This window comes from Streptomyces violens (genome assembly GCF_000717745.1).
Taxonomy (GTDB): domain Bacteria; phylum Actinomycetota; class Actinomycetes; order Streptomycetales; family Streptomycetaceae; genus Streptomyces; species Streptomyces violens.
In genome coordinates, this window is the sequence record NZ_JOBH01000027.1 from 41,675 (window position 1) to 66,888 (window position 25,214).

A 25,214-nucleotide genomic window follows, 5' to 3' on the forward strand; every position below is an offset into this window, starting at 1 on the left:
ATTGACTCCACCCCCGACCCCGAGGATCGACGACCGCCGTGTTCGATACGCTTTCCGACCGCCTGGCGAGTACTTTCAAAAATCTCCGGGGCAAGGGGCGCCTCTCCGAGGCGGACATCGACGCCACCGCGCGCGAGATCCGGATCGCCCTGCTCGAAGCGGACGTCGCGCTGCCCGTCGTCCGGGCCTTCATCAAGCAGGTCAAGGAGCGCGCGCTCGGCTCCGAGGTCTCCCAGGCGCTGAACCCCGCCCAGCAGGTCATCAAGATCGTCAACGAGGAGCTCATCGGCATCCTCGGCGGCGAGACCCGTCGCCTCCGCTTCGCCAAGCAGCCGCCGACGGTCATCATGCTCGCCGGCCTCCAGGGCGCCGGTAAGACCACCCTGGCCGGCAAGCTGGGCCGCTGGCTCAAGGCGCAGGGCCACACCCCGATGCTGGTCGCCTGCGACCTCCAGCGCCCGAACGCCGTGAACCAGCTCTCCGTCGTCGCCGAGCGCGCCGACGTGGCGATCTTCGCCCCCGAGCCGGGCAACGGCGTCGGTGACCCGGTCAAGGTCGCCCAGGACTCCCTCGAGTACGCCCGCGACAAGCAGCACGACGTCGTGATCGTCGACACCGCCGGCCGCCTGGGCATCGACCAGGAGCTGATGCAGCAGGCCGCGGACATCCGTGACGCGGTCAAGCCGGACGAGGTCCTCTTCGTCGTCGACGCCATGATCGGCCAGGACGCGGTCAACACCGCCGAGGCGTTCCGCGACGGCGTCGGCTTCGACGGCGTGGTGCTCTCCAAGCTCGACGGCGACGCCCGCGGTGGTGCCGCGCTCTCCATCGCGCACGTCACCGGCAAGCAGATCATGTTCGCCTCCAACGGCGAGAAGCTGGACGACTTCGACGCGTTCCACCCGGACCGCATGGCGTCCCGCATCCTGGGCATGGGCGACATGCTGTCGCTCATCGAGAAGGCCGAGCAGACCTTCAGCCAGGCCGAGGCCGAGAAGATGGCGGCCAAGCTGCAGAAGGGCCCGAAGGAGTTCACGCTCGACGACTTCCTGGCCCAGATGGAGCAGGTCCGCAAGATGGGCTCCATCTCCAAGCTGCTCGGCATGCTGCCCGGCATGGCGCAGATGAAGGACCAGATCAACAACCTCGACGAGCGGGACGTGGACCGCACGGCCGCGATCATCAAGTCGATGACTCCGGGCGAGCGCCATGACCCGACGATCATCAACGGCTCGCGCCGCGCCCGTATCGCGCGCGGTTCGGGTGTCGACGTCAGCGCAGTGAAGAGCCTGGTCGAGCGCTTCTTCGACGCCCGCAAGATGATGTCGAAGATGGCCCAGGGCGGCGGCATGCCGGGGATGCCGGGCATGCCCGGGATGCCGGGAATGGGCGGCGGCGCCAAGAAGAAGCAGCAGAAGAAGGCCAAGGGCAAGCAGCGCAGCGGCAATCCCATGAAGCGCAAGGCCGAGGAGGAGGCCGCCGCGGCCCGCCGCGAGGCGGCCCAGAACGGCAATCCGCTCGGCCTCCCGCAGGGCGGCCAGGACGCCCCGCAGAACTTCGAACTCCCCGAGGAGTTCAAGAAGTTCATGGGCTGACACGCGACCGCCAGTCGCCTTCCGCCCCTACAGCCCCGCCCGGACCCTTCCGGCCGGGGCCGTACGCGTACGGGGACTCCTGTACGTGTCCGGCTCCTGCCCCCGTCAGTGCGTGCGGCTCTCGGGGCCCGCAGCCTCCGTGGCACAGGCCAGGCGCGAGGGGTGTGCGGGCTCTGCGCTGCGTATAGGACACTCCAGGGGCAGTGGAGTGCCGCTGGCGAGGCCGGCCGGGCTCAGGCCCAGCGCGATGGCCGCGGTGACGCCCACATCCGCCAGCGACGCGGCGTCCGGCAGCCGCTCGGCGGCCGCAGCGCCGGGACGGTGGATCAGCACCGGCACGAACTCCCTGGTGTGGAAGGCGTGCCCGATCGTCGGGTCGTTGCCGTGATCACCGGTGATGATCAGACGGTCCCCGGGCGCGGTGAGCAGCGGCAACAACGCCGCGATTCCCGCGTCCACCCGCCGCAGCACGGCCGCGTACCGTTCCGGATCCTGCTCGTGTCCGGCCAGATCGGTCTCCTGCACATTGCTGACCACCAGCACCGCCCCTTCCGGCCCCGCGCCCTGGCCCCGCCCGGCCGTCCGCACCGCGTCCAGCGTGTGCCCCAGCACCTCCCCGGTGTCGACCGCCGGCCGTCGCACCGCCCCATCGCAGGCCAGGATGTCGGCGGCCTTGCCGACGAGCGTGACGGCCACGCCCGCCCGGGCCGCGGCCTCGGGCAACTGCCGGGTGTGGTCCAGCGGCGCGCCCAGATGCTGCACCTCCAGCCCGCCGTTGCGGTAGAAGCCGCTGGCCGGGGTGTCCAGCCCGACCGTGCCGCCCTCCCCGTGACGTACGAACCCGGGCAGCGGCCCGTCGGCGTGGCCGCCCACCGCGATCACCCGGGCGACCGGCGCGACCGACCTGACCACCCGCGCCACGGCCAGCACCTGCACGAACGGTGTCTCACCCAGCCGCGCCGAGGCGTTCCAGTTGATACCCGGATCGGCCTCCAGGTTGTCGTGCACCAGCACCCGCCCGTCGACCACCACCAGCGGCTTGCCGTCGAGCAGTTCCGTACGGTGCCCGGCCGCCCGCAGCGCCGCGGTCACCTCCTGGAGGTGCTCGGCGAGCCGGGCCACCGTCACCCGGCTGAAGTCGGCGCCCATCATCGTCTGATGCCCCGCGTACGTGTCCGCGCCCGGATAGCCCAGCGCCGCCCGGCCGGCCGCGACCGGCAGCGAAGGGCGCGGCGCGAGATCCGGATGAGGATGCACGGAACCCAGCCCGAGCGCGCCGAGCGCGGGCAGCTCCAGGGGGCGGTCGGTCGTCGCACGGTGGTGGTCGAGGAGGTGGCCGAGGGTGTCGGCCCGCACGTCGCCGGGGCGCAGCGCGCCGGCATCGGGCATCGCGCCGATGCCGAAGCCGTCGACGACGAGGATGACGATCTTGCTCATGGCGGTTCCTGGCGTCCGAGTCGGATGAAGCAGGTACGGATTACGGAGGGAACGACGGGGGAGCGGGGCCGCCTGCCGGGCGGCGATGGCTGGTCAGTAGGGCCTTCCGAGCGGGTCGTAGAGGCCGCTGAGCTTCGGCGCGCCCGAGGACAGCCCGGCGACGACGGCCACGCTGCTGCGGGTGACGAAGATCTGGGTGCGGAAGGCCAGCACGGCGGTATCACCCACCCGCGCGTCCCCGGGAGCGAGCAGCCGGTAGTAATCGATGTTCGCGGCGGGGGCGTCCTCGACCCGCAGCCGCGCCCCGGTACGCGGGATCAGCGCCTCCCTGGCACCACCCCTGGCGTAGAACCCGCCGCCGTACAACGCGGGCCGGCCGTCGGCGAGCATATGGGCGACCTCGCTCACGTACACGTATGCGGGCTGCTCCGGCTGCGCGTGGTCCACCGCGTGCAGCGGGGTGGTGCCGGTGAGGGCGTGGCCGGGCTCCCCGTGCGTCGCGCCCAGCCGCGCCAGCAGCGGCAGGGTGGCCATCGATGTGGCGCTCGGCGCGCTCAGCTTGAGGTCCGTGTAACCACGGGCGGCGAGCCGCTCCACGGCGGCACGCGCCAACGCGAAGTTGGGCGTGGGCCGAGGCTCGCCCGTATCCGGATCACACAGCACACACGGGAACGCCGTGACACCGGCCACCCGGATCCCCGACAGCCGCTCGGCCTCTGTGATGAACGCGTCCAGGCCGTCCGGGCCGCCCGCACGTCCCGGGGCTTCCGAGCCGTCGGTAGCCCCACCGAGCCGTACTCCGCCCTCCTGCCCCGGGTAGACCGCACCGGCCGCGCCCTCCAGCCGGATCAGAACGTCCTGGACGAATCCGAGCCGGGTGGCGGCGTCCGAGACGGCCCGGGCGTTCGCCAGGTCGTAGACGGTGACGGTCTCCGGACGCCAGGCGAGCATCTCGGGCAGTGCGCGGGAAGGGATCTGGACGAGGTGGCCGAGGTTTCCGGCCTGGGCGCCCGCGGCGTGCAGGACGCGGGCCTCGGGCGGATCGATGGCCGTGAACCGCGGGATGTGCCGCGCGATGGCCGCGATCAGCTCCGGATTACGGCCGATCTGCTTGACCACGAACCACAGCGACAGACCGAGCCGGTCCGCCTCCCGGGCCAGCAGCTCGGCATTGGACTCGATGGCGTCCAGGTCCATGACGTACGTGTCCGGCGGAATGGCCCCGGAGTCGTGCAACTCCGCCGCGAACGTGACCAGTTCCGGATTGCGGTGGAGGACGGCGTCGAGGAACACGGTCAGCCCCCTGTCTCACGAAGGTCGCGCAGCGCTCGGCGCAAGATGTCGAGCACGAGATCCGCGCCGGCGCGCATGGGATTGATCCGCACGGTCCACTCCGCGAGCTCCGGCGCGTCCTCCAGGGACGAGCTCGACATGCGGTAGAACAACGGGGCGATCTCATAACGGGAATTGGAACCGACGGGATAGGGCGCAGCGCCGTACCGCGCCGCCACGGTGGGCAGTTCGCGAGCCACCGGCCGGTCCAGCCGCACCAGCAGACAGCGGTCCTGGGCATTGGCGATACGGACCTCGGCGACGCCCGGCACCTCACCCGCCGCCAGCCGCTCCGCCACCTCCGAGCCCACCGCTGACTGGAGCGACCACATCACCGGTACGTGGGTCAGCGCGCGCAACGCGTCGAGCGCTTGGTGCCCCTGGACCTGACCGCCTCCCGAGTAGTTGTCCGCGTGCACGCGCGACACCAGGTCGGCCGAGCCCACCACGGCCCCGACGCCCTCCGGACCGTGCAGCTTGAAGAGCGAGAAACAGGAGGCGTCGGCGCCCAGTTCGACCCCGCTCTCCGGGACCCGCATGACCGCGTAGTTGTCGTCGACGACCGTGCGCACCCCGGCCGCTCGGCACGCCGCCAGCACCTCACCGGGATCGTAGGAGTCGGCGAGCCGCTGCCGGGTGTGCTGCACGTACGCCCAGGTGAACCGGCCGCTGCCCAGCGCCTCCGCCAGTGCCGATCGGTCGTTGAAGTCCACCTCCGTCACCGCCACGCCCAGGCCGCGCAGGGTCACGGCGGTGGTTCGGTAGACCGGTGCGCGGTGGATGAGGAGAGGATCATCCGCGCCGAGCACCGCGGAGAGCGCGGCGCGGATCGCTCCGGTACCCGCTCCCTGGACGAGAGCGGCGTCCTCGGCCCCGAAGAAGTCGGCGAGTACGGCCTCCACTCGGGCGGTCGTACGCGGCCGGCCGAGCCCGGGGACGACTCCGGCGTCCGCCTCGAAGAGCTGCTCTCCTTCGAAGTGCCGCGCAACGTACTCCAGCAGTCGGTGCTGCCGCGCGACGGCGTCCGCCAGCGGCACGGTCGGCAAGGGAAAGGTCATCGGCAACGAGGTCACTCCGGAGCCGAGCCCGGCCCCCGGCCGCTGCCCGGCGGGCCGTTCCTGTACGGGCATCTCAGGCCACCTCCTCTGGGCGCGCTCCGGTGAGGAAGCGGATCGGATTGCGGCGGGTCATCAGGTCGATCAGGCCGTCGTCCACCCCTGCCGCCCGCAGCCGCGGCAGGAAGGACCGGAACAGATGGCCGTACCCCTGTCCGCCCTCGTCCCGCAGATAGCCGTGCCGGGAGATGTCGCCACTCAGCAGCACTCGGTCCGCATGCCCGGCCGCCACCAGCTCCAGCAGCAGCCGCAGTCGGGTCGCGTCGCTCTGGTAACTCTCCTTGCCGACCGTGTCGAAGGCGACGTACGCCCCCTGCTCCGCCAGCTCCCGGTGCACACCCGAGTCGTCCAACAGGTCCTGATGGCCGATGCAGATCCGCTGTGGCGGCAGCCCCTCGGCGGTGAGCAGCGCCAGCTGCGCGGGGCCGCCCCGGCCGAGCTGGGCGTGGGTGGCCACGGAGAGACCGGTGGCCACAGCGGCCCGCGCGGCGGCCTTCAGCGCACGGACCTCCGGCTCGCTGGGGCGGTCACCGTGGCTGCCGACCTCTCCGATGACGCCGGGGAGTATGCCCTCCGGACCGATGCCTTCGGTGATCTCCCGCACCAGCATGTCGGTCAGCTCCTCGACGCCGGCGTCGCCGACCTCGGAGGGGTGGAACGGCTCGTAGTACCAGCCGGTGGCCGCGACGACCGGGACACCGGAGTCCTTGGAGATGCGGACCAGTGCGGTCACGTCGCGGCCCATGCCCCGGCAGCTCAACTCGATGACCAGCGACAGCCCGGACTCCTCGCGCAGCACGGCGAGTTCGCTGGTGACCGCGCCGGCGTGCCGACCGTCGAGCACCGCTGCCCGGTCGGTGCCCCGGCGCAGATCGAGCGCCAGGTGCTCGTGTGCGAGTACGGGGCCCCGCAAGGCGTCGGGGGCGAGGGGACCGGTGACGGTCCGGATGTCGTGCATGGTGCTGCCTTGCCTTCTTCCTGCCGGAGGGCCGGTCCTGCTGGAGGTCGGTGGCTCGCCCCGTTCCCGTACGCCGCCGGTCGGGCCTGCGTACGGACCGCGTCAGCCCTTGACGGGGGTGAACAGGTCCAGCCAGTACAGGAGGTTGAGGATGACGCCGCCGACGATCACGGCGGCGGGCGCCGCGGCCATGCGGACCACGACCCGGCCCATCGCCTCGTTCAGCAGGTAGAGCCCGCCGACGAGGAGGATGCCGAGGCCGCCGCCCATGGCGTTGGCCGCCATCAGGGAGCCGAAGAGGATGGCCAGTTGCAGCGAGTCGCTGATCGCGCTGCGCAGGTGCTCGGAGGAGTCACGCACCGACGGCAGCCGCCCGAGTATCCGGCCGATCCACGAGAGCGCCAGCACTTCGACGGCGAAGACCAGGGCTCCGCATATCAGTGCCAGCCAGGGGTTCGGCAGGAGATAGCCGATCGGGTAGACCAGCGTGAAGCCGGCGATGCCGTAGGCGCCCGAGGCCAGCGCCGTGGTGGCGATCAGCGGGATGAAGCCGAAGGCGCGATAGAAGTCCACCTGGGCCGCGCCGCTGTAGTCGCCCTTGGCGACCAGGAAGCTGGTCGCCTCGCCACCGCCGAAGATGTGCATCTGGGCCAGCAGGCAGACCCCCGCACCCAGCACCATGAACAGTGGCAGATGCTTGCGCAGCCGGGTCGCGCTCGCACTGAACAACGAGGCCATCGGGTCGTCGCCGCCCGACGCGTCCTCCGCCGGTCCGTCGGCTCTTCCGTCCTGCTCGGCCCGCTCCGCCCTGCGCTGCCGCAGATCCTTGATCACGGCGAACGCGATCAGCATCAGCACGCCCACTGCCATGGCGACGGCTCCGGGGAAGACGTCCGGCCACAGCTTCATCGTGGCGACGACCAACGCCAGCTCCACCACGCCCGCGATACCGCCGCGCAGCTTGCCGAACTGCTTGCTGATCGCCAGTACCGGAAAGAGCGTGAAGAGGAAGAGAATCGGCGTCGCCATCTGCTGCATCGCCGTCAGGAAGTCGACCGGCAGATCGTGCGCGATGCTGTTGGCGCCGTTCAGGCCGAAGACGACGACCGCGCCCCACGCGGCACCGAGGATCGGCGCCAGCCACTTCTTCGGCGAGAGGATGCCGAGGACGTCGGTGGGCAGGAAGAGCAGCCAGGGGTTCAGCACCCCCGTGGACAGCGCCATCGGCGCGCCCAGTCCGAAGATGAAGCCCGCGGAGAGACCGAAGGACACGGCCGTGGTGGCGCTGCGGGTCGTGCGCCCCTGGATGAAGTCCAGCATGAAGGGGCGTACGCCGTCATTGAAGACGGCCAGGGCCAGATGCGAGATGAAGGCCGTCAGGGCGCAGAGGGCGATGACAGTCAGCTGCTGTGTCACCGACAGGCTGAGGTCTGTGCTGCCGGCGGCTGCGGCGACGATGTTCCCACTCACGGCTCACTCCTCACTGCCTCGACCGGGTCAGGCGTTGCGGGCCGCGATGACGCGGGCGATGACTGGGGCGACAGCGTCGATCTTGTCCATGCCGAAGCCGAAGACCTTCTTGCCGTCGCCGATGAGGGCACTCACCTCGTCCTCGGTGGGGACGGAGCGGCCGAAGGTGTGGCAGGCGGCGCTGCCCATGAGGCCCAGCAGGACACCGAGCGAGGCGCCGGCGCCGGTGTGGCAGGTGCCCAGGTAGTAGTCGGCCTGTCCGGCGCGCAGCTTCATCGCCGCGTCCATGTCGCTGGAGACAGCGACGTCGACGCCGTCCAGGGACAGCTTCTTCACTGTCTCGGCGACCTCGAGCTTGCCGACGCCGCCGGTGAGGATCTTCGTCATGGCACGTCCCTTCTGAGCGCGTTCTTGCGGAGTACGGCGAGATGCATCGCCAGGAAATTGATCTCGGAGTCGGGCAGCGCGGCGCCCAGTTCCTCCTCGGCGCGCAGGGATATGGCGCGGGCCCGCTCGACGGCCCCGGGATGGTCGGCGAGCTCCGCCGCGACGTTCTCGTCGGTGAGGAACTGCTCGATGGGTTCGCCGTTCAGCAGCCGGGCGAGGGCCATCACGAGGTGACTGGTCAGCAGGCCGGCGGTGTCCTCGGTGACGGGATGGCCTTCGGCCGCCAGGACGGTCAGCTCGTCCTCGACGAATCGCGTCACCTGCGGCGGCGCCTGCCCGCTGTCCCGGAAGAGCTGGAGGCGGAGGGCGAGTCGGTCCTCCATGGGTCGTCCTTTCCTCGCGATGCCTGCGGTGTGACAGATATCGACAGTAACCAGGATTCTGGATATTGACGAGAGTCGTGGGCACTCTTTTTCGAATGAGTGAAGGCGTTTCTGCGGTTGACGATCGTTTCGGACATGGCGAAGCCGACGCGCGCGGCCGCTGGGGCGGGTTGCGGGCGAGTTCCGTGATCGGTTTCCCGGCGAGGGGGATCGGCGGCGTCTAGGTTTCTCCGGGGTGCTGCCGCTCCCAAGGTCAGTACGAGGGCATGCGCTCGCCGCGCAGTACCTCCCCCTGCAGATCGGTGACGACGGACAGGTCCAGTCCGTCTCGTACCGCAGTCAGGGCAGCGGCGCCCTGCGCCCGTCCTATGAGCGCGGCGCTGGAGTTGCGCAGAGACAGATCGCGGGTGATTTCGTCGCCCAGCGGCAGTACGTCGACGTCCGGCCCGAGGTGGTCCTGGACCTCGTCGAGATTCCATACCGTGGCGTCCACCTCGCCGCGGGCGAACAGGTCCCGCAGTTGCATGTACGACGCCTCCACCCACTGGATGTCGTCGCGTCCGGCGAACACCCGACCGGCCAGCATTCGCAGGTCCTCGGACGCGGAGTCGATGGCTACTCGAAGCCCGGACGTTTCCGGATCCACGCCGTGCCGCAACAGCAGGCCGTGCGCGCCGACGTACGTGGCCGGGCCGAGATCGGCGACCAGCTCCAAGGGGAGCTCGTCGAGGAACCGGTCGGCGGCGAAGCGGGAGAGCACGACCAGGTCGACCTTGCTCTCCAGCAGGGCCTCGACGCGGGTGGCTGCGCCCCGCATGAACGTGATCGCGAACGGGGCGCCGGCGCCCTCGAAGGCCGTACGCAGGCCGGTGGCCAGCCCTTCGTACCGCCGTGAATAGGGGAGAGGCATGGCGGCGAGCAGCGTGCCGAGCCCCGACAGGCGCCACAGTATGGTCCGGTCGGCCCGCACGAGGAACGTCCCGAGATGACCGCGGGCGACCGTCTCGATCGCACCGGCCTCCTCCAGCAGCTGAAGGGCGGCCTGGACCGTGCCGTTGCCCACGCCGAGCTCCTCGGCGAAGTCGCGGACGCGCGGGAGGCGGGTGTCCTCGTCATGATTGAGCAACAGGGCCGCGAGCTGCCGGGCAGCCAGTCCGTTGCGAGTGAGGAGCCGCTCGTCCACGCTGTTCATGCAAATGACAATAACCAGGATTCTGGATTTTGCCAAGGGATTTTCACGGACGAGCGAATGCGCGAGTGCACGAGGCGGAGGCGCGTGGAGGTGCAGAGCTCACGGACGCGGACGTCAACGAATGACGTCCGCGTCGGCGCCCGAAGGCTGAGGACTGCCGCTGAGTGCGCTCAGCGCGTCCGGGCGATCAGGTAGCGGAAGACATTCGGCATCCAGACCGTGCCGTCCGCGCGCTGGTACGGATGCAGTGCCTCCGACAGCTCCTTCTCCACCTGCGCCGGATCGGCGACCTGCAGCGCCGCGTCGAACAGCCCCGTCGACAGCAGCCCGCGCATCGCACTCGGAAGATCGGCGTACCCGAACGGGCAGGCCACCCGGCCCGAACCGTCCGGCCGCAGCCCCGCACGCTCCGCGAGCTCCTCCAGGTCGTCCCGGCTGCTGGGCCGCCAGCCGGCCGCCGCGGGCGACGTCGTCCGGTCGAGCGGGAGGGACGGATCCGCGAGCCGTTGCGCCACTCGGAGCACGCCTGCCGTGGCGCATCGCTCGACCGGGCCCCAGCCGCCCAGTACCACCGGGCTGCCCCGCTCGGCGAGGGTCGTCGCCGTCTGCAAGGAGGACGCCAGCCCGTCCACGGTGCTGACACAGCCCACCGGGTGGAACGCCGTCACCAGATTGAAGCGGTGCCGTTGGGGAGAATCCATGCACTCCGGTCCGCCGTGCGCCAGGCACGCGGCCGATTCCCCGGAGCTCCCGCCCGCTTCGGGCCCCTGCTCCGGCGCCAGCCGCTCCCGGGCCAGCCGCAGCCGCGGTTCGTCCATGTCCACCCCGCTGACCTGCGCCCCACGGGCCGAGGCCATCAGCAGGGCGAGGCCGGAGCCGCAACCCAGTGCCAGCAGTCGGGTGTGCGGGCCGACATCCAGCCGTTGATAAACGGCCTCATACAGCGGCACCAGCATCCGTTCCTGGATTTCGGCCCAGTCGCGGGCGCGCGCCCCCGAACCGGAGCCGTCCGGTGCAGGGTGACCGGAAGGGCCGGAACGCTGGAGGCCGTGCTGTACGAGCGTGGGTGTCATGGAAAGCGCCCCTATCCGCCGAGAGCCCGAGCTTAGGAAAATGGTCTTCCGCCCCCGATTTGTTGCGCTGTACCCCCCGGTCCAGACAACCCCCCATCCATCCCAGAGTCCAGGGGTTGCGCCCGGTTGTCTACCGCGCGCCCCCGTTTGCGCCGTCCGGGCGCCGGCCGGCCGTCGGCGGACCCGGAGGCGCCACGGTCCGGCGCCCTTCACAGGCTTCGAGGCACCCCTCACCCGGGTGGCGTACAGCGCTTCGCACCCCTGGCCGTAGGGCGTCCGCAATACGTGGACGGGGCGGCTTCGGGCGGTGGCGGCCTCGCCGGTACGATCACCATGATCGCGCGGCCTGCTCTGAGGCCGCGCCGTTCCTTCGGGGCCCGCGGGACACGATGTACGCAGGCGCTGCGCAGCGTCCGCCCTTCAGGTGCGCCGGACGTACGCGTCGATACATACCGGCTCGGCACCCGGTGCGCGTCTCGTCCACAGAAAGACGCACCTGCCCTCCACGGGCCGCATGAGGCGAAACTGACTGGTACGTGCAAATTATTTGGGATGCCCCGGAATCGGAACACTGAGCGGTACCGGCTCGTTGTCACGACGTGAGCACGACACCTGTTCTCGCCGCCGAGCTGGCGCTCGCTTGGGCCGACATTCAACGGCACCATCCCGAGCTGCCGGATTTGGCCGCGCCCGAATCCCTGATCGGAGAGTCCTCGTCCGCCTGCGGCGCCGAACTCTCCTTCGAACGGCTGCTTCATGAGGCAGTGCACGGCATCGCCGCGTCCCGCGGCGTCCGCGACACCTCACGCGCCGGTCGCTACCACAACCGCCGATTCCTGGCGATCGCCGAGGAGCTGGGCCTGGACCACGCCGACGAGCCGCACCCCAGCAGCGGCTTCTCCCTGGTCACGCTCAACCCCGAAGCCAGAAGGCGGTACCGCCCCACCATCGAGCGGCTCGGCAGAGCTCTCAAGGCGCACACCGTCGCCACCGCGGCCGACAGCAGCCGCAGCTTCCGTGGCCCGGCCGCGCGGCACGGCTCCTCCGGTGGCGGCGTAAGGGTCAAGGCTGTCTGCGACTGCGGGCGCAACGTCCGGGTCGTCCCCTCCGTGCTCGCCCAGGCCCCCATCATGTGCGGCGGCTGCGGCAAGCCGTTCCGCATCCCCGAGGTGGCCGCGGTCGGCTGACCGGGGCGCAGGGCCGGCCGCCCGTCCGGTCGCGGCCGGCCGTACGCCGGGCGGCGGGAGACGGTCTGCCCTCCTGGTCAGCGGTCGGACGCCCGAGGTCGGCCGCCCCGTGCTCGTATGGCACAATGGCTAGCTGTACTCGACAGTCGCATAGGACCCCTCTCTCCTCCGGCTGACGCGTCCATCGGGCACTCGGGTACCGCAACCCCACGTGGCATCTCGTTGTGCCCAACCACGTCAACACCAGGAGACACCACTCCCGTGGCAGTCAAGATCAAGCTGAAGCGTCTGGGCAAGATCCGTTCGCCTCACTACCGCATCGTCGTTGCCGACTCCCGTACCCGCCGTGACGGCCGGGCCATCGAGGAGATCGGCCTGTACCACCCGGTGCAGAACCCCTCGCGCATCGAGGTCGACTCCGAGCGTGTCCAGTACTGGCTGGGTGTCGGCGCGCAGCCGACCGAGCCCGTCGCGGCCATCCTCAAGGTCACCGGTGACTGGCAGAAGTTCAAGGGTCTGCCCGCCCCGGCCCCGATGAAGGTTGCCGAGCCCAAGGCCGACAAGCGCGCCCTCTTCGAGGCCGCCGCCAAGGACGCCGGTGACGAGCCGAAGGGTGAGGCCATCACCCCCAAGGCCAAGAAGGCTGACAAGAAGGCGGACGAGGCCGAGGCCGAGACGGCCAAGTCCGAGTCGACCGAGGCCTGAGCATGCTCGAGGAGGCTCTTGAGCACCTCGTCAAAGGCATCGTCGACAATCCCGACGACGTGCAGGTAGCCTCGCGCAACCTGCGTCGCGGACGCGTCCTGGAGGTCCGGGTCCACCCGGACGACCTCGGCAAGGTGATCGGCCGTAACGGCCGCACCGCACGCGCTCTGCGTACTGTTGTGGGTGCCCTCGGCGGCCGCGGTATCCGCGTCGATCTCGTCGACGTGGACCAGGTCCGCTGAGCATCGGAACACCGGCACGGGCCGGGGAGGGCTCCAAGCCTTCCCCGGCCCGTGTTGTTCGTCTGTGACCACGGCCGGACGATGGATCCAGGCGGCGAATCCCGGACCGTAACCACAAGCCGCCCACTTATGACCCCCACCATCAATTGAGAAACCACAACGGTGAGCAACCCCGTCCGCGAGAGCGGCGGTGGTTCAGCCGCAAAGAGGTGCATTTTGCAGTTGGTTGTCGCGCGGATCGGGCGCGCCCATGGGATCAAGGGCGAGGTCACGGTGGAGGTGCGCACGGACGAGCCGGAGCTGCGGCTCGCCCCGGGCGCGGTCCTGACCACCGACCCCGCGTCCACCGGCCCGCTGACCATCGAGACCGGTCGCGTGCACAGCGGCCGTCTGCTGCTGCGCTTCGAGGGCGTGAAGGACCGCACGGCCGCCGAAGCGCTCCGCAACACTCTTCTGATCGCCGAGGTCGACCCCGAGGAACTTCCCGAGGACCCCGAGGAGTTCTACGACCACCAGCTCATCGATCTCGACGTGGTGACCGAGGGCGGCGTCGAGGTCGGCCGCATCATCGAGATCTCCCACCTGCCGTACCACGACCTGCTGATCGTGGAGCGCCCCGACGGGAGCCAGGTCATGATCCCGTTCGTTGCGGAGATCGTGCCGGAGATCGACCTCGAGGAGCAGCGAGCGGTGATCACCCCGCCGCCGGGGCTGCTGGACGACACTCAGGCGGAGGTCGCCTCCAGTCGGGACGCGGAGGCCGATGCAGCGCGCGGTGAGGGTGCCTGATCATGCGTCTCGACGTCGTCACGATCTTCCCCGAGTACCTCGAACCGCTGAACGTCTCGCTGGTCGGCAAGGCACGCGCCCGGGGGCAGCTGGACGTCCGCATCCACGACCTGCGTGAGTTCACCCACGACAAGCACAACACCGTGGACGACACTCCGTACGGCGGCGGCCCCGGCATGGTCATGAAGCCCGAGCCGTGGGGCGAGGCCCTGGACTCGGTCATTGCGTCGGGCGAGGGGGAGGAGCAGCCGGTCATCGTCGTTCCGACGCCCAGCGGCCGGCCCTTCACCCAGCAGCTCGCCGTCGAGCTCTCCGAGAAGCCGTGGCTGGTGTTCACGCCGGCCCGCTACGAAGGCATCGACCGCCGCGTCATCGAGGAGTACGGCGACCGGCTGGACGTCCGCGAGGTCTCCATCGGCGACTACGTGCTGGCCGGCGGCGAGGCGCCCGTCCTGGTCATGGTCGAGGCCATCGCCCGTCTCCTCCCAGGAGTGCTCGGCAACGCCGCGTCCCACCAGGACGACTCCTTCGCGCCCGGGGCGATGGCCGACCTCCTGGAGGGGCCGGTCTACACCAAGCCCCCGGAGTGGCGTGGCCGCGGCATTCCCGAGGTGCTGCTCAGCGGCCACCACGGGAAGATCGCCCGCTGGCGCCGCGACGAGGCTTTCCGCCGTACGGATCAGAACCGCCCGGACCTGATCGAACGCGCCGACCCCGCCGCCTTCGACAAGAAGGACCGCGAAACCCTCTCCATCCTGGGGTGGGCCCCGGGGGCGGACGGGCGATTTGGGCGGACGACCGAGGCCGTGGAAGAATAGGCCGCTGCTGTGCGTCCGGCGCGCGCCCCTGCCACAGGGGGAACGACGCCCGCCCGACGGACCGGCACCCGGACTCCTCGTCCGGACTTCCGAACCATCATCACGAATTCCGCTGATGACCTGTGGCATCAGCGAAGAAAGCAGTAGGTCATGCACCTTCTCGACTCCGTCGACGCCGGGTCGCTGCGCAGCGACGTCCCCGCCTTCCGCCCGGGTGACACCGTCAACGTCCACGTCCGCGTCATCGAGGGCAACCGCTCCCGTGTGCAGCAGTTCAAGGGCGTCGTCATCCGCCGTCAGGGCGCCGGCGTGCGCGAGACCTTCACGGTCCGCAAGGTCAGCTTCTCCGTCGGCGTCGAGCGCACCTTCCCGGTGCACACCCCGATCGTCGAGAAGATCGAGGTCGTGACCCGCGGTGACGTCCGTCGCGCCAAGCTGTACTACCTCCGTGAGCTGCGCGGCAAGGCCGCCAAGATCAAGGAGAAGCGCGAGAGCTGAGCAGCCGTACGGTGTCCTTAACCCCGGGCCGGATAGGCTCTGGGCTCGATGGACACCGACGCACAGCCTTCGACGCTCCCGGAGCGCGACTCCTCTCCAGCCCCTGACCAAGGGGCGGAGCAGGGGTCGCGCTTCGGGTGTTTTTCTTGGCGTCGGCAGCGGTCCGCGAGCGGTTCCGGCGAGGAGCCGGCGGCGGAGCCCGGCGAGAGCCGCGAGGAAGGCCGCGAGGAGGCCGCTGCGCGCCCGCTGCTGCGGCGGGGCCCGGTTCTGCTGGTGCTGGCCTGTCTGGCGTTCATGGGGCTGCTCAGCGCCTTCGTCGTCCAGCCCTTCCTGATCCCCAGCTCGTCGATGGAGAACACGCTCCAGGTCGGCGACCGGGTACTGGTGAACAAGCTGCCGTACCGGTTCGGCGGCGAACCGCGCCGGGGGGACGCCGTGGTGTTCGACGGCACCGGGTCGTTCGTACAGGAGGCACCGGCTGGCAACCCGGTGACGGAGCTGCTGCGGGGCGCCGGAGCCGCGGTGGGCCTGGCGCCGGCCGCGGAGACGGACTACATCAAGCGCGTGATCGGCGTCGGCGGGGACCGGGTGACCTGCTGCGACAAACGGGGACGGATCAAGGTGAACGGCGAACCGGTGGACGAGCCCTATCTCCACCCCGGAGACAGCCCGTCGGACGTGCCCTTCGACGTGGTCGTGCCCGAAGGGAAGCTGTGGGTCATGGGCGACCACCGCGCCAGGTCGAGCGACTCCCGCGACCACCTGGGCGATCCCGGTGGCGGCACCGTTCCGCTGGACAAGGTGATCGGCCGCGCCGACTGGATCGGCTGGCCGGTCGGCCGCTGGACTTCGTTGGAGCGGCCCCACGCGTTCGACGGCATACCGGCTGCGGCAGGGCCCCATGGGTAACAGGGGGCGCCCGCGCCACGGGCACCACCGCACAGGCGCACCATCGGAGGGCCACGCTACGGAGACACGCGGCGCCGTACAGGACGGCGCGCACGGCTCTCGTATGCCCGGCGCTGACTCCTACGGTGCTGACTCCTATGGAGCGGACCCTTATGGCGTGGACCTCGGAGCGGGCGGCACCGCGACCCGTACGACCCTGCCGGCGACCGGCGGGCGGGCCGACAGGCGGCGCCAGGCCAAGCGCATCAAGAGGCGCAGGCAGCGTTCGTACCTGAAGGAGATACCGATCCTGATCGGGGTGGCGCTGGCCATCGCGCTGGTCCTGAAGACGTTCCTCGTACAGGCATTCGTGATCCCGTCGGGCTCCATGGAGCAGACGATTCAGATCGGCGACCGGGTGCTCGTCGACAAGCTGACCCCGTGGTTCGGCGCCGAGCCGCACCGGGGGGACGTGGTCGTCTTCAAGGACCCGAACCACTGGCTCGCGGGCGAGCGCACCACCGTGGCCGACGACCCGGTGGGCGTCAAGCAGGTCAAGGAAGTGCTCACCTTCATCGGGCTGCTGCCGTCGGCGGACGAGCAGGACCTGATCAAGCGGGTCGTCGCCGTCGGCGGCGACACCGTCAAGTGCTGCGACAAGAGCGGCCGGGTCACCGTCAACGGGACGCCGCTGAACGAGCCGTACGTCCACCCGGGCAACCCGCCCTCGCGGTTGAAGTTTGAGGTCAACGTGCCGACCGGGCGGCTCTTCGTCATGGGGGACCACCGGTCCAACTCCGCCGACTCCCGGTACCACCTGGACGAGCCGTACCGGGGGACGGTCGCGGTGAGCAGTGTCGTGGGCCGTGCCGTGGTGATCGCGTGGCCGTTCGACCACTGGCAGCGCCTGGAAGAGCCCGGTACGTACGCTTCTGTGCGCGACGCGCCGGGCGCACCGGCGACGGCGGCCGCAGCGCCGCATACTGTGTCACTCGAAGGTTTGACCGTCCTCCCGACCCCTGCGGAACTCCCGCTCGTTATGGGAGTGGTGGGCCTGCACCGTTTGACGAGCAGGCGGCGGCTTGGAGTAAGGAGTGAATGTGGGGGACGTGGCGGTCGGCGCACGGTCCGGTACCGAAGAGCCCGAAGAACCAGAGGGGCGTGATAGGTCCCCCGTAGCGGACGTGGCGCAACAGGAGCAGCAGCCGCAGGACGCGCGACAGGAGAGGGAAGAGGAGAACGGCGGCGTGACGAAGGACAAGAAGCCGCCGCGTTCCTTCTGGAAGGAGCTGCCGCTCCTGATCCTCATCGCCCTGGCCCTGGCGCTGGTCATCAAGACCTTCCTGGTGCAGGCGTTCTCGATCCCGTCCGACTCGATGCAGAACACCCTGCAGCGCGGCGACCGGGTGCTGGTGGACAAGCTGACCCCGTGGTTCGGCGCGAAGCCGGAGCGCGGCGAGGTCGTCGTGTTCCACGACCCGGGCGGCTGGCTGAATGAAGTGCCCACCCCGACGCCGAATCCGGTCCAGAAGGTCCTCAGCTGGATCGGCCTGATGCCGTCCGCGGAGGAGAAGGACCTGATCAAGCGGGTCATCGCGGTCGGTGGCGACACGGTCGAGTGCAAGGGCACCGGACCGGTGAAGGTCAACGGCAGGGCGCTTCAGGAGGATTCGTACCTCTTCGCCGGGAACACCCCGTGCGGTGACAAGCCCTTCGGCCCGATCAAGGTGCCCGAGGGCCGGATCTGGGTGATGGGCGACCACCGCCAGGACTCCCTGGACTCGCGCTACCACCAGGACCTGAAGGGCAATGGCACGGTCTCGGAGGAGGAGGTCGTGGGCCGCGCGTTCACGATCGCCTGGCCGATCAACCGGTGGTCGCTGCTGCCGGTGCCGGACACCTTCGACCAGCCGGGGCTGAGCCAGGCGATGGCCGCGGCGCCGGCGGCGCTGGGTGTGGCCGGTGCGGTGCCGATCGTGCTGTGGCGGCGTCGGCGGGTGCTCGCCAAGCTGCCCGCCAATGTGGCGGTGGGAGCGACCGGCAAGGAGCCCCGCGACAGCTGACCGCACCGCCCGTAGGTGAGGGACCTGTGTGCGTCCGGCGGACGTGTCGTCGATACGCCGCGTACGTCGGGAAACGGCGCCCGAAGGCTCTCATCGGACCGTCGGCCGGAGGCTGACTGGGCAAAGTAACCCCAGGTAAGGTGCCGTCCCGGATCTTCGACGCGGGGCGGCCCGCGGGGTGGGAGCGCGGGATGAGCAGGAGCGAGGGGCGTACGAGCGGCGGCCACGGCCGGACCGCGGGCAGCGTGCTGTCCGGTCTGGCGGTGGCCGTCGGCTGTGTGCTGTTCCTGGGCGGATTCATATGGGGCGCGGTGCTCTACCGGCCGTACACGGTCCCGACCGATTCCATGGCGCCCACCATCGCGGCCGGCGCCCGAGTCCTGGCGCAGCACGTGGACGGCTCCGAGGTGCGCCGCGGCGACGTCGTGGTCTTCAGGGACTCCGTATGGGGCGACATGCCCATGGTGAAGCGGGTCGTCGGGGTGGGCGGCGACAAGGTCGCCTGCTGCAATGCCGACGGCAAGCTCACCGTCAACGGCAAGCCCATCGAAGAACCGTATCTCCAGGGCAATGGCCCGGCCTCTCCCGTCGGCTTCAAGGCCGAGGTCCCCAAGGGGCAGCTCTTCCTGCTCGGTGATCACCGCAGTGACTCCATGGACTCGCGGGTGCACCTCACGGACCGCGATCACGGTGCCGTGCCGCGCGATGCGGTCGACGCCCGAGTGGACGCCACGGCGTGGCCGGTCGCGAGCTTCGGCACGCTGCAGCGGCCCACGGCCTTCGCGTCCCTGCCGGGCGGCACGTCCCAGCCCGGTCCGGTGCGGCCCATCGTGGTGGCGATCGTGGCCGGCGCGGTGCTGATATTGGGGGGAGCGGCGTACGGGCCGATCGCGAACCGTAGGAGGCGTACGCGTGTCTGAAGCGGATACCGGTACACAGGAACAGATCGGCATACCGGCGGGCACCGCGCTGCGGCGCGTCTCCCGGGTGATCCTGCTCGACCCCGAGGACCGGGTTCTGCTGATGCACGGCTTCGAACCGGACGAACCGTCGAGGACCTGGTGGTTCACGCCGGGCGGCGGACTGGAGGGCACCGAGAGCCGGGAAGAGGCGGCCCTCCGGGAGCTCGCGGAGGAAACCGGGATCACGGACGCGGAGCTCGGCCCCGTGCTGTGGCAGCGGCACTGCTCGTTCCCGTTCGACGGGCGGCGCTGGGACCAGGACGAGTGGTACTACCTGGCGCGTACACGCAACACCGTGACCCGGCTGAGCGGCCTGACGGAGCTGGAACGGCGCAGTGTGGCGGGGCTGAGATGGTGGACGGTGACGGAACTCTCCGCATCGCATGAGACGGTGTATCCGACCAGACTTGCCGAGCTGTTGCGCACGCTGCTCGACGAAGGACCCCCTAGTGCGCCAGTGGTCCTGGAGACCGAGAGTGTCTGACGCACAATAGGGGGACGCACGGCTGAAGGGGATCTGCCATGAGCGCCGAGGACCTCGAGAAGTACGAGACCGAGATGGAGCTGAAGCTCTACCGGGAGTACCGCGATGTCGTCGGGCTGTTCAAATACGTGATCGAGACCGAGCGCCGGTTCTATCTCACCAACGACTACGAGATGCAGGTGCACTCCGTTCAGGGTGAGGTCTTTTTCGAAGTCTCCATGGCGGATGCCTGGGTGTGGGACATGTACCGCCCGGCCAGGTTCGTGAAGCAGGTCCGCGTGCTGACATTCAAGGACGTGAACATCGAGGAGCTGAACAAGAGCGACCTCGAGCTGCCGAGCGGCTGAGTGACCGTTTCCTCGTGATCGGCCGGGCGGATCTGTTGCTGCCACGCACGGCGAGGTCATTTCACCCCTACGGGTGACGGCATTATGCACAGCCGCCGAGTTGTCCACCAAGATCCAATACTCGGCGGCAGAAGCGTCACAGTCGGTGCCGGAGGTGGTGCCGGATGAACGCCACAGCAGAAAACGCCGCGATCGGCAGCGGTGCAGCAGAGCCCGTACGAGCCCGGTCAGGCTCCAGTCCGCCGCGGGCGGACGACTCGGCAAAGACACGACGCAAGCGCCCGCGGGGCCGGGGCAGCCCCGGCGGCCGCGCCCGTGGCGGCTGCCGCCGCTCCGGACTGGGGCGGTACGGCGAAGACCTCGCCGCGCGCTGGCTGACCGCCCACGGCATGCGCATCCTCGACCGGAACTGGCGCTGCCGCTTCGGCGAGATCGACATCGTCGCCGCCGAGGCCGACGCGTTCGTCGTGTGCGAGGTCAAGACCCGACGCGCAGGCCTGTACGAACACCCCATGGCGGCTGTCACGCCCACGAAGGCGCGCCGTCTGGCGCTCCTCGCCGAGCACTGGACCGCGGCGCACGGAGGTCCGCCGCCGGGCGGTGTCCGCATCGATGTGATCGGTATCCAGCTCCCCGCCCGCGGCGCGCCCGTCGTGTCCCACGTACGGGGGGTGACCTGATGGGATTCGCCCGTACGTGCTCGGTCGCGCTGGTCGGCGTCGAAGGCGTGGTCGTCGAGGTGCAGGCCGACCTCGAACCAGGTGTCGCGGCCTTCACCCTCGTCGGCCTCCCCGACAAGAGCCTCATCGAGTCGCGCGACCGGGTGCGTGCCGCCGTGGTCAACTCCGGCTCCGAGTGGCCGCAGAAGAAGCTGACCGTCGGCCTCAGCCCGGCCTCCGTCCCCAAGGGCGGCAGCGGCTTCGACCTGGCCGTCGCCTGCGCCGTCCTGGGCGCCGCCGAGCTCATCGACCCACGCGAGCTCACCGACCTCGTCATGATCGGCGAGCTGGGGCTGGACGGCCGGGTACGACCGGTGCGCGGCGTGCTGCCGGCGGTCCTGGCGGCCGCCGACGCGGGATACCGCCAGGTGGTCGTTCCGGAGCGGACCGCTGCCGAGGCATCGCTCGTCCCGGGCGTCTCCGTCCTGGGGGTCCGCAGCCTGCGCCAGCTCATCGCCGTGCTCACCGACGGGCCGGTTCCCGAGGAGGAGGACGAGGGTGACGAGCCGGGCCGCCCGGACCCGCTGCTCGCCGGACTGGTCGTACCGGGCGCGGGATCCTGCGCCGGGTTGCCTCCCGACGCCCGCCCGCCGGACATGGCCGAGGTCGCGGGCCAGCACGGCGCCCGCCGCGCGCTGGAGGTGGCTGCCGCCGGACGGCACCACATCTTCCTGAAGGGGCCGCCGGGGGCCGGCAAGACCATGCTCGCCGAACGGCTGCCCGGCCTGCTGCCGCCCCTGTCCTCCAAGGAATCACTGGAGGTCACCGCGGTGCACTCGGTGGCGGGCATGCTCCCGCCCGGTCAGCCTCTGGTGAGCCGCCCGCCGTATTGCGCACCGCACCACTCCGCCACGATGGCCTCACTCGTCGGCGGTGGCAGCGGACTGCCCCGGCCCGGCGCGGTGTCCCTCGCCCATCGGGGCGTCCTGTTCATCGACGAAGCCGCCGAGTGCAACGCCAAGGTGCTCGACTCCTTGCGTCAGCCCCTGGAGTCCGGGTACGTAGTGGTCGCCCGCGCCGCCGGAATGATGCGGCTCCCGGCGTCCTTCCTGCTGGTACTGGCCGCCAATCCCTGTCCTTGTGGACGCCACGGCACTGCCACCGGCGGTTGCGAGTGCCGCCCGTCCTCGATCGCCCGCTACCGCTCCCGGCTCTCCGGGCCGCTCATGGACCGGGTCGACCTGCGGATCGCCGTGGAACCGGTCGCCCGCAGCGAACTGGTCGCAGGGGCCCGTGGCGAATCCACCGCCGATACCGCCGACCGGATCCGCGCCGCCAGGGAACGCGCCGCTCACCGCTTCGCCGGCAGCCCCTGGCAGACGAACAACGAAGTCCCCGGCCATGAGCTGCGCACCCGGTGGACCGTGGCCCCCGGCGCACTCGTCCAGGCCGAGCGCGATTTGGAGAACGGCCTGCTCACGGCCCGCGGCCTGGATCGCGTCCTGCGTGTCGCCTGGACCGCGGCAGACCTCGCGGGCCGCGACCGCCCGACGGCCGAGGACGTCGACTGGGCCCTGGAGCTGCGTACCGGTGTCCGCCGCGGCATTCCGCTGGCGGTGAGCCGGTCATGACCTCTCTTGAAGACGCGTCCGGCTACTTGCCCAGCGGGGGCTCCCCCGAGGGAGGGGAAACAGGCCCCGCCCCGGAAGCCGATCGGCTGGCCCGAGCAGCCCTCACTCGTGTCCTCGAACCGGGCGACGAAGTGGCCAGCGCATGGCTGCGGCGGATGGGCCCGGTGGCGCTCTGGCGCGCCCTCCTCGGAGACGGCGACCCACCCGAGGGAGCCGGCGAGGCGAAGCTCGCGGGCCTGCGGTTACGTGCCGAGGCGGCCGCACCCGAGGCCGACCTCGCCGCCGCCACCGCGCTCGACGCCCGCTTCGTCTGCCCCGGCGACGAGGAATGGCCCCAGCAGCTGGACGACCTGGGAGACGCCCGCCCGGTCGGCCTGTGGGTGCGCGGCAGGGCGAACCTGCGCCTGTGGGCCCTGCGCTCCGTCGCCCTCGTGGGCGCCCGTGCTTGTACGGAGTACGGTGCGCATGTGGCCGGGACCTTGGGCGCGGGTCTCGCCGAACGCGGCTGGTCGGTGGTGTCCGGCGCGGCGTACGGCGTGGACGGCGCTGCGCACCGGGGCACCTTGGCAGCAGGCGGTCCGACCGTGGCCGTACTCGCCTCCGGCGTCGACCACATCTACCCCAGTGGACACACCGAGCTGATCGGGCGCATCGCCGAACAGGGCTTGATCATCGCGGAGTTGCCGCCTGGTGCTCATCCGACCCCGAGCCGGTTCATCCAGCGCAACCGTGTGATCGCCGCCCTCACCCGGGGCACGGTTGTCGTCGAGGCCGCGTTGCGCAGCGGATCGCTGGCCACTGCCCGCCGCGCCGCCGAGCTGGGGCGGTTCACGATGGGTGTTCCCGGCCCGGTCACCAGCGGTTTGTCGGCCGGTGTTCACCAACTGCTGAGGGGCGAGGCCGTACTGGTGGCCAACGCGGCCGAGGTGGTCGAACTGGTGGGCAGCATCGGTGATCTTGCGCCCGTCCCCCGCGGCCCGGTCCTGGCCCGCGATCTGCTGGATCCGGTGGCCACCCGCCTGCTCGAAGCCCTGCCGCTGAGGGGCGCGACCGACGCCTCGAAGATCGCCCGTGACTCGGGTACGGCCCTGGAAACGACCCAAGCGAAGCTCTTCGAACTACAGGCGCTCGGATTCGTTCAAAGATGCGGTACTCGCTGGGAGTTGCTTCCTGCGACCCATTCGACAGGAGGTTACCGGCGAGGCGGTCCTTGACCTGGGGCGAACGGGTGAAAAGGTGAAGGGAATGACCGCAGGATGCATCTTTGCGAGTTTCGTGCGGACGGCCGCGCAGGCTCCCGCCGTCATCCGAGGGTGCGGACTACCGGACGAATCTGCGCACGCACGAACACGCCGTGATCGCACACTGCGACACCGCAGTCACGCTACGCTCGCAAGGCATCCGCCCTCCACGGACCACACGACCCTCACGCACCTCTTCACCAGCGTCTCGGCAGAACGGCTCAAGGCGACGAATGCCCCAGCACACTTCCGGGTCTGACCGCGCGGCGGCACCCCCCGCCGCCCGCGGCAGCGTGCGCCCGGCAGCGCCCACCTCGCTAGAGGAGCTCTGGCGCTCCTACAAGGCGACGGGTGACGAACGCCTGCGGGAGCAGCTGATCCTGCACTACTCGCCGCTGGTCAAATACGTCGCGGGGCGCGTCAGCGTCGGCCTGCCGCCCAACGTCGAACAGGCGGACTTCGTCTCCTCCGGCGTGTTCGGGCTGATCGACGCCATCGAGAAGTTCGAGCCGGAACGGTCCATCAAGTTCGAGACGTACGCGATCACCCGCATCCGCGGCGCGATGATCGACGAACTGCGGGCTCTGGACTGGATCCCCCGCTCGGTCCGCCAGAAGGCGAGAGCGGTCGAGCGCGCGTACGCCACGCTCGAAGCCCAGCTGCGCCGTACCCCTTCCGAGGCCGAGGTGGCCGCGGAGATGGGCATCGCGCTCGAGGAACTGCACACCGTCTTCAGTCAGTTGTCCCTGGCCAACGTCGTCGCCCTGGAAGAGCTGCTGCACGCCGGCGGCGAGGGCGGCGACCGGCTGAGCCTGATGGACACGCTCGAGGACACCGCGGCCGAGAACCCGGTCGAGATCGCCGAGGACCGCGAACTGCGGCGGCTGCTCGCCCGCGCAATCAACACGCTCCCCGATCGCGAGAAGACCGTCGTCACGCTCTACTACTACGAAGGACTCACCCTCGCCGAGATCGGCAACGTCCTCGGCGTCACCGAGAGCCGGGTCAGCCAGATCCACACCAAGTCCGTCCTGCAGCTGCGCGCCAAGCTGGCCGATGTGGGCCGCTGAGCTCCACTGACGGCGTTACGCCGTGCCGCGGAGTGCCGCCGCCCGGACCGCATCCGTACAGTGGTGGCGTGCCCAGGATTCGAGCGGCCTCTGTGGCCGAGCACCGGACCATGCAGCGCGACGCCCTGTTGGACGCTGCTCGTACTCTGCTGTCCGAAGGCGGGACGGAGGCGCTGTCCTTCCCCGCCCTCGCCGAGCGCACGGGCCTCGCGCGGTCCTCCGTGTACGAGTACTTCCGCTCCCGCGCCGCCGTCGTCGAGGAGCTGTGCGCGGTCGACTTCCCGGTGTGGGCCGCGGAGGTCGAGGCCGCGATGGAGCGCGTCGAGACGCCCGAGGACAAGATCGAGGCGTACGTACGGCAGCAGCTCGCCCTCGTCGGCGACCGCCGGCACCGTGCGGTCGTCGCGATCTCGGCGGGCGAGCTGGACGCAGGCGCCCGCGAGAAGATCCGCGCCGCACACGGCGGGCTGATCGCCATGATCGTCGAGGCCCTGGGCGCCCTGGGCCACAAGCAGCCGAGGCTCGCCGCGATGCTCCTCCAGGGCGTCGTCGACGCCGCGGTCCGCCGCATCGAACTGGGCGCGGCGGAGGATCCTACGGAGATCACGGAGGCGGCGGTCGCGATGACCCTCCACGGCGTCCGCGGCTGATCTTCTTCCCCTCCCCCCCCGCCCACCCTCCACCACCA

At 70.4% G+C, this 25,214-nt stretch carries 27 protein-coding genes; 18 read left to right on the forward strand and 9 right to left on the reverse strand.

The genetic code is table 11. The annotated features are described in order from the left end of the window. Positions 1–38: 38 nt before the first annotated feature. Entirely contained in the window at positions 39–1,595 is a 1,557-nt protein-coding gene (gene ffh, locus IF04_RS0134100; protein ID WP_030267117.1) for a signal recognition particle protein, read from the forward strand. Positions 1,596–1,700: 105 nt separating this feature from the next. Here the strand turns inward: ffh and IF04_RS0134105 are convergent, their stop codons facing one another. From IF04_RS0134105 to IF04_RS0134145, 9 genes are all read right to left on the reverse strand, one after another. Further along, positions 1,701–3,032 carry a phosphopentomutase gene (locus IF04_RS0134105; protein ID WP_078601163.1) on the reverse strand — a complete coding sequence of 444 codons (1,332 nt, stop codon included), beginning with the start codon at positions 3,030–3,032 and terminating at the stop codon, positions 1,701–1,703. Positions 3,033–3,125: 93 nt separating this feature from the next. Further along, positions 3,126–4,325 (reverse strand): alanine racemase, encoded by a 1,200-nt coding sequence (locus IF04_RS0134110; RefSeq protein ID WP_030267120.1) that lies wholly within the window; start codon positions 4,323–4,325, stop codon positions 3,126–3,128. 2 nt (positions 4,326–4,327) lie between these two features. After that, complete coding sequence (locus tag IF04_RS0134115; RefSeq protein ID WP_030267123.1) at positions 4,328–5,422, reverse strand: aminotransferase class V-fold PLP-dependent enzyme; 1,095 nt, start codon at positions 5,420–5,422, stop codon at positions 4,328–4,330. Between the two features lie 73 nt (positions 5,423–5,495). Further along, the gene (locus IF04_RS0134120) at positions 5,496–6,437 is read right to left on the reverse strand and encodes a phosphotriesterase family protein (protein WP_030267127.1); all 942 of its coding nucleotides are present in this window, start codon (positions 6,435–6,437) and stop codon (positions 5,496–5,498) included. Between the two features lie 102 nt (positions 6,438–6,539). After that, positions 6,540–7,907 (reverse strand): YhfT family protein, encoded by a 1,368-nt coding sequence (locus tag IF04_RS0134125; RefSeq protein ID WP_245654598.1) that lies wholly within the window; start codon positions 7,905–7,907, stop codon positions 6,540–6,542. A 27-nt stretch (positions 7,908–7,934) separates the two neighbouring features. Continuing rightward, positions 7,935–8,294 carry a DUF2620 domain-containing protein gene (locus IF04_RS0134130; RefSeq protein WP_030267134.1) on the reverse strand — a complete coding sequence of 120 codons (360 nt, stop codon included), beginning with the start codon at positions 8,292–8,294 and terminating at the stop codon, positions 7,935–7,937. Beyond that, positions 8,291–8,677: a PRD domain-containing protein gene (locus IF04_RS0134135; RefSeq protein ID WP_030267138.1), complete on the reverse strand. Its 387-nt coding sequence runs from the start codon at positions 8,675–8,677 to the stop codon at positions 8,291–8,293. The genes IF04_RS0134130 and IF04_RS0134135 overlap by 4 nt, the downstream gene beginning before the upstream one ends. A 253-nt stretch (positions 8,678–8,930) precedes the next feature. Continuing rightward, on the reverse strand, positions 8,931–9,869 hold the full coding sequence (gene yhfZ, locus IF04_RS0134140) for a GntR family transcriptional regulator YhfZ (RefSeq protein ID WP_030267141.1): 939 nt from the start codon (positions 9,867–9,869) through the stop codon (positions 8,931–8,933). 170 nt (positions 9,870–10,039) lie between these two features. Further along, the gene (locus IF04_RS0134145; protein ID WP_078601165.1) at positions 10,040–10,942 is read right to left on the reverse strand and encodes a class I SAM-dependent methyltransferase; all 903 of its coding nucleotides are present in this window, start codon (positions 10,940–10,942) and stop codon (positions 10,040–10,042) included. Positions 10,943–11,541: 599 nt separating this feature from the next. On the opposite strand from IF04_RS0134145, the gene IF04_RS0134150 reads away from it, so the two are divergent. The 17 genes from IF04_RS0134150 (at position 11,542) to IF04_RS0134230 (ending at position 25,176) form a co-directional block, all read left to right on the forward strand. Then, positions 11,542–12,129: a hypothetical protein gene (locus tag IF04_RS0134150; RefSeq protein WP_030267146.1), complete on the forward strand. Its 588-nt coding sequence runs from the start codon at positions 11,542–11,544 to the stop codon at positions 12,127–12,129. A 261-nt stretch (positions 12,130–12,390) separates the two neighbouring features. After that, positions 12,391–12,834, forward strand: a complete 444-nt coding sequence (gene rpsP, locus IF04_RS0134155) for a 30S ribosomal protein S16 (protein ID WP_030267147.1) — start codon at positions 12,391–12,393, stop codon at positions 12,832–12,834. A gap of 2 nt (positions 12,835–12,836) precedes the next feature. Next, positions 12,837–13,076 carry an RNA-binding protein gene (locus tag IF04_RS0134160; protein ID WP_030267150.1) on the forward strand — a complete coding sequence of 80 codons (240 nt, stop codon included), beginning with the start codon at positions 12,837–12,839 and terminating at the stop codon, positions 13,074–13,076. Positions 13,077–13,292: 216 nt separating this feature from the next. Next, positions 13,293–13,865: a ribosome maturation factor RimM gene (rimM, locus tag IF04_RS0134165; protein ID WP_030267153.1), complete on the forward strand. Its 573-nt coding sequence runs from the start codon at positions 13,293–13,295 to the stop codon at positions 13,863–13,865. A 2-nt stretch (positions 13,866–13,867) separates the two neighbouring features. Beyond that, positions 13,868–14,683: a tRNA (guanosine(37)-N1)-methyltransferase TrmD gene (gene trmD, locus IF04_RS0134170; protein WP_030267156.1), complete on the forward strand. Its 816-nt coding sequence runs from the start codon at positions 13,868–13,870 to the stop codon at positions 14,681–14,683. A 150-nt stretch (positions 14,684–14,833) separates the two neighbouring features. Next, on the forward strand, positions 14,834–15,181 hold the full coding sequence (gene rplS / locus IF04_RS0134175; protein WP_030267158.1) for a 50S ribosomal protein L19: 348 nt from the start codon (positions 14,834–14,836) through the stop codon (positions 15,179–15,181). 48 nt (positions 15,182–15,229) lie between these two features. Further along, positions 15,230–16,090, forward strand: coding sequence for a signal peptidase I (lepB, locus tag IF04_RS0134180; RefSeq protein WP_030267160.1), 861 nt, complete (start codon positions 15,230–15,232; stop codon positions 16,088–16,090). Next, positions 16,083–17,234 carry a signal peptidase I gene (lepB, locus tag IF04_RS0134185; protein ID WP_030267162.1) on the forward strand — a complete coding sequence of 384 codons (1,152 nt, stop codon included), beginning with the start codon at positions 16,083–16,085 and terminating at the stop codon, positions 17,232–17,234. The genes lepB (IF04_RS0134180) and lepB (IF04_RS0134185) overlap by 8 nt, the downstream gene beginning before the upstream one ends. A gap of 82 nt (positions 17,235–17,316) precedes the next feature. After that, a complete protein-coding gene (lepB, locus tag IF04_RS0134190) occupies positions 17,317–18,132 on the forward strand; it encodes a signal peptidase I (protein WP_425428488.1) in 816 nt (271 codons plus the stop codon). A gap of 191 nt (positions 18,133–18,323) precedes the next feature. Then, positions 18,324–19,052, forward strand: coding sequence for a signal peptidase I (gene lepB, locus IF04_RS0134195; RefSeq protein ID WP_030267168.1), 729 nt, complete (start codon positions 18,324–18,326; stop codon positions 19,050–19,052). After that, a complete protein-coding gene (locus IF04_RS0134200; RefSeq protein ID WP_051831813.1) occupies positions 19,045–19,578 on the forward strand; it encodes an NUDIX hydrolase in 534 nt (177 codons plus the stop codon). Before lepB (IF04_RS0134195) ends, IF04_RS0134200 begins: the two co-directional genes overlap by 8 nt. Positions 19,579–19,616: 38 nt before the next feature. Further along, a complete protein-coding gene (locus IF04_RS0134205) occupies positions 19,617–19,925 on the forward strand; it encodes a DUF2469 domain-containing protein (RefSeq protein WP_003993268.1) in 309 nt (102 codons plus the stop codon). 338 nt (positions 19,926–20,263) lie between these two features. Further along, positions 20,264–20,605 carry a YraN family protein gene (locus IF04_RS0134210; RefSeq protein ID WP_030267173.1) on the forward strand — a complete coding sequence of 114 codons (342 nt, stop codon included), beginning with the start codon at positions 20,264–20,266 and terminating at the stop codon, positions 20,603–20,605. Beyond that, positions 20,605–22,215 (forward strand): YifB family Mg chelatase-like AAA ATPase, encoded by a 1,611-nt coding sequence (locus tag IF04_RS0134215; protein ID WP_030267177.1) that lies wholly within the window; start codon positions 20,605–20,607, stop codon positions 22,213–22,215. The genes IF04_RS0134210 and IF04_RS0134215 overlap by 1 nt, the downstream gene beginning before the upstream one ends. Continuing rightward, positions 22,212–23,429, forward strand: coding sequence for a DNA-processing protein DprA (gene dprA, locus IF04_RS0134220; protein WP_078601171.1), 1,218 nt, complete (start codon positions 22,212–22,214; stop codon positions 23,427–23,429). Before IF04_RS0134215 ends, dprA begins: the two co-directional genes overlap by 4 nt. 260 nt (positions 23,430–23,689) lie before the next feature. After that, positions 23,690–24,526 carry an RNA polymerase sigma factor WhiG gene (whiG, locus tag IF04_RS0134225; RefSeq protein WP_030267185.1) on the forward strand — a complete coding sequence of 279 codons (837 nt, stop codon included), beginning with the start codon at positions 23,690–23,692 and terminating at the stop codon, positions 24,524–24,526. 110 nt (positions 24,527–24,636) lie between these two features. Next, the gene (locus tag IF04_RS0134230) at positions 24,637–25,176 is read left to right on the forward strand and encodes a TetR/AcrR family transcriptional regulator (RefSeq protein WP_037961738.1); all 540 of its coding nucleotides are present in this window, start codon (positions 24,637–24,639) and stop codon (positions 25,174–25,176) included. Positions 25,177–25,214 lie beyond the last annotated feature (38 nt).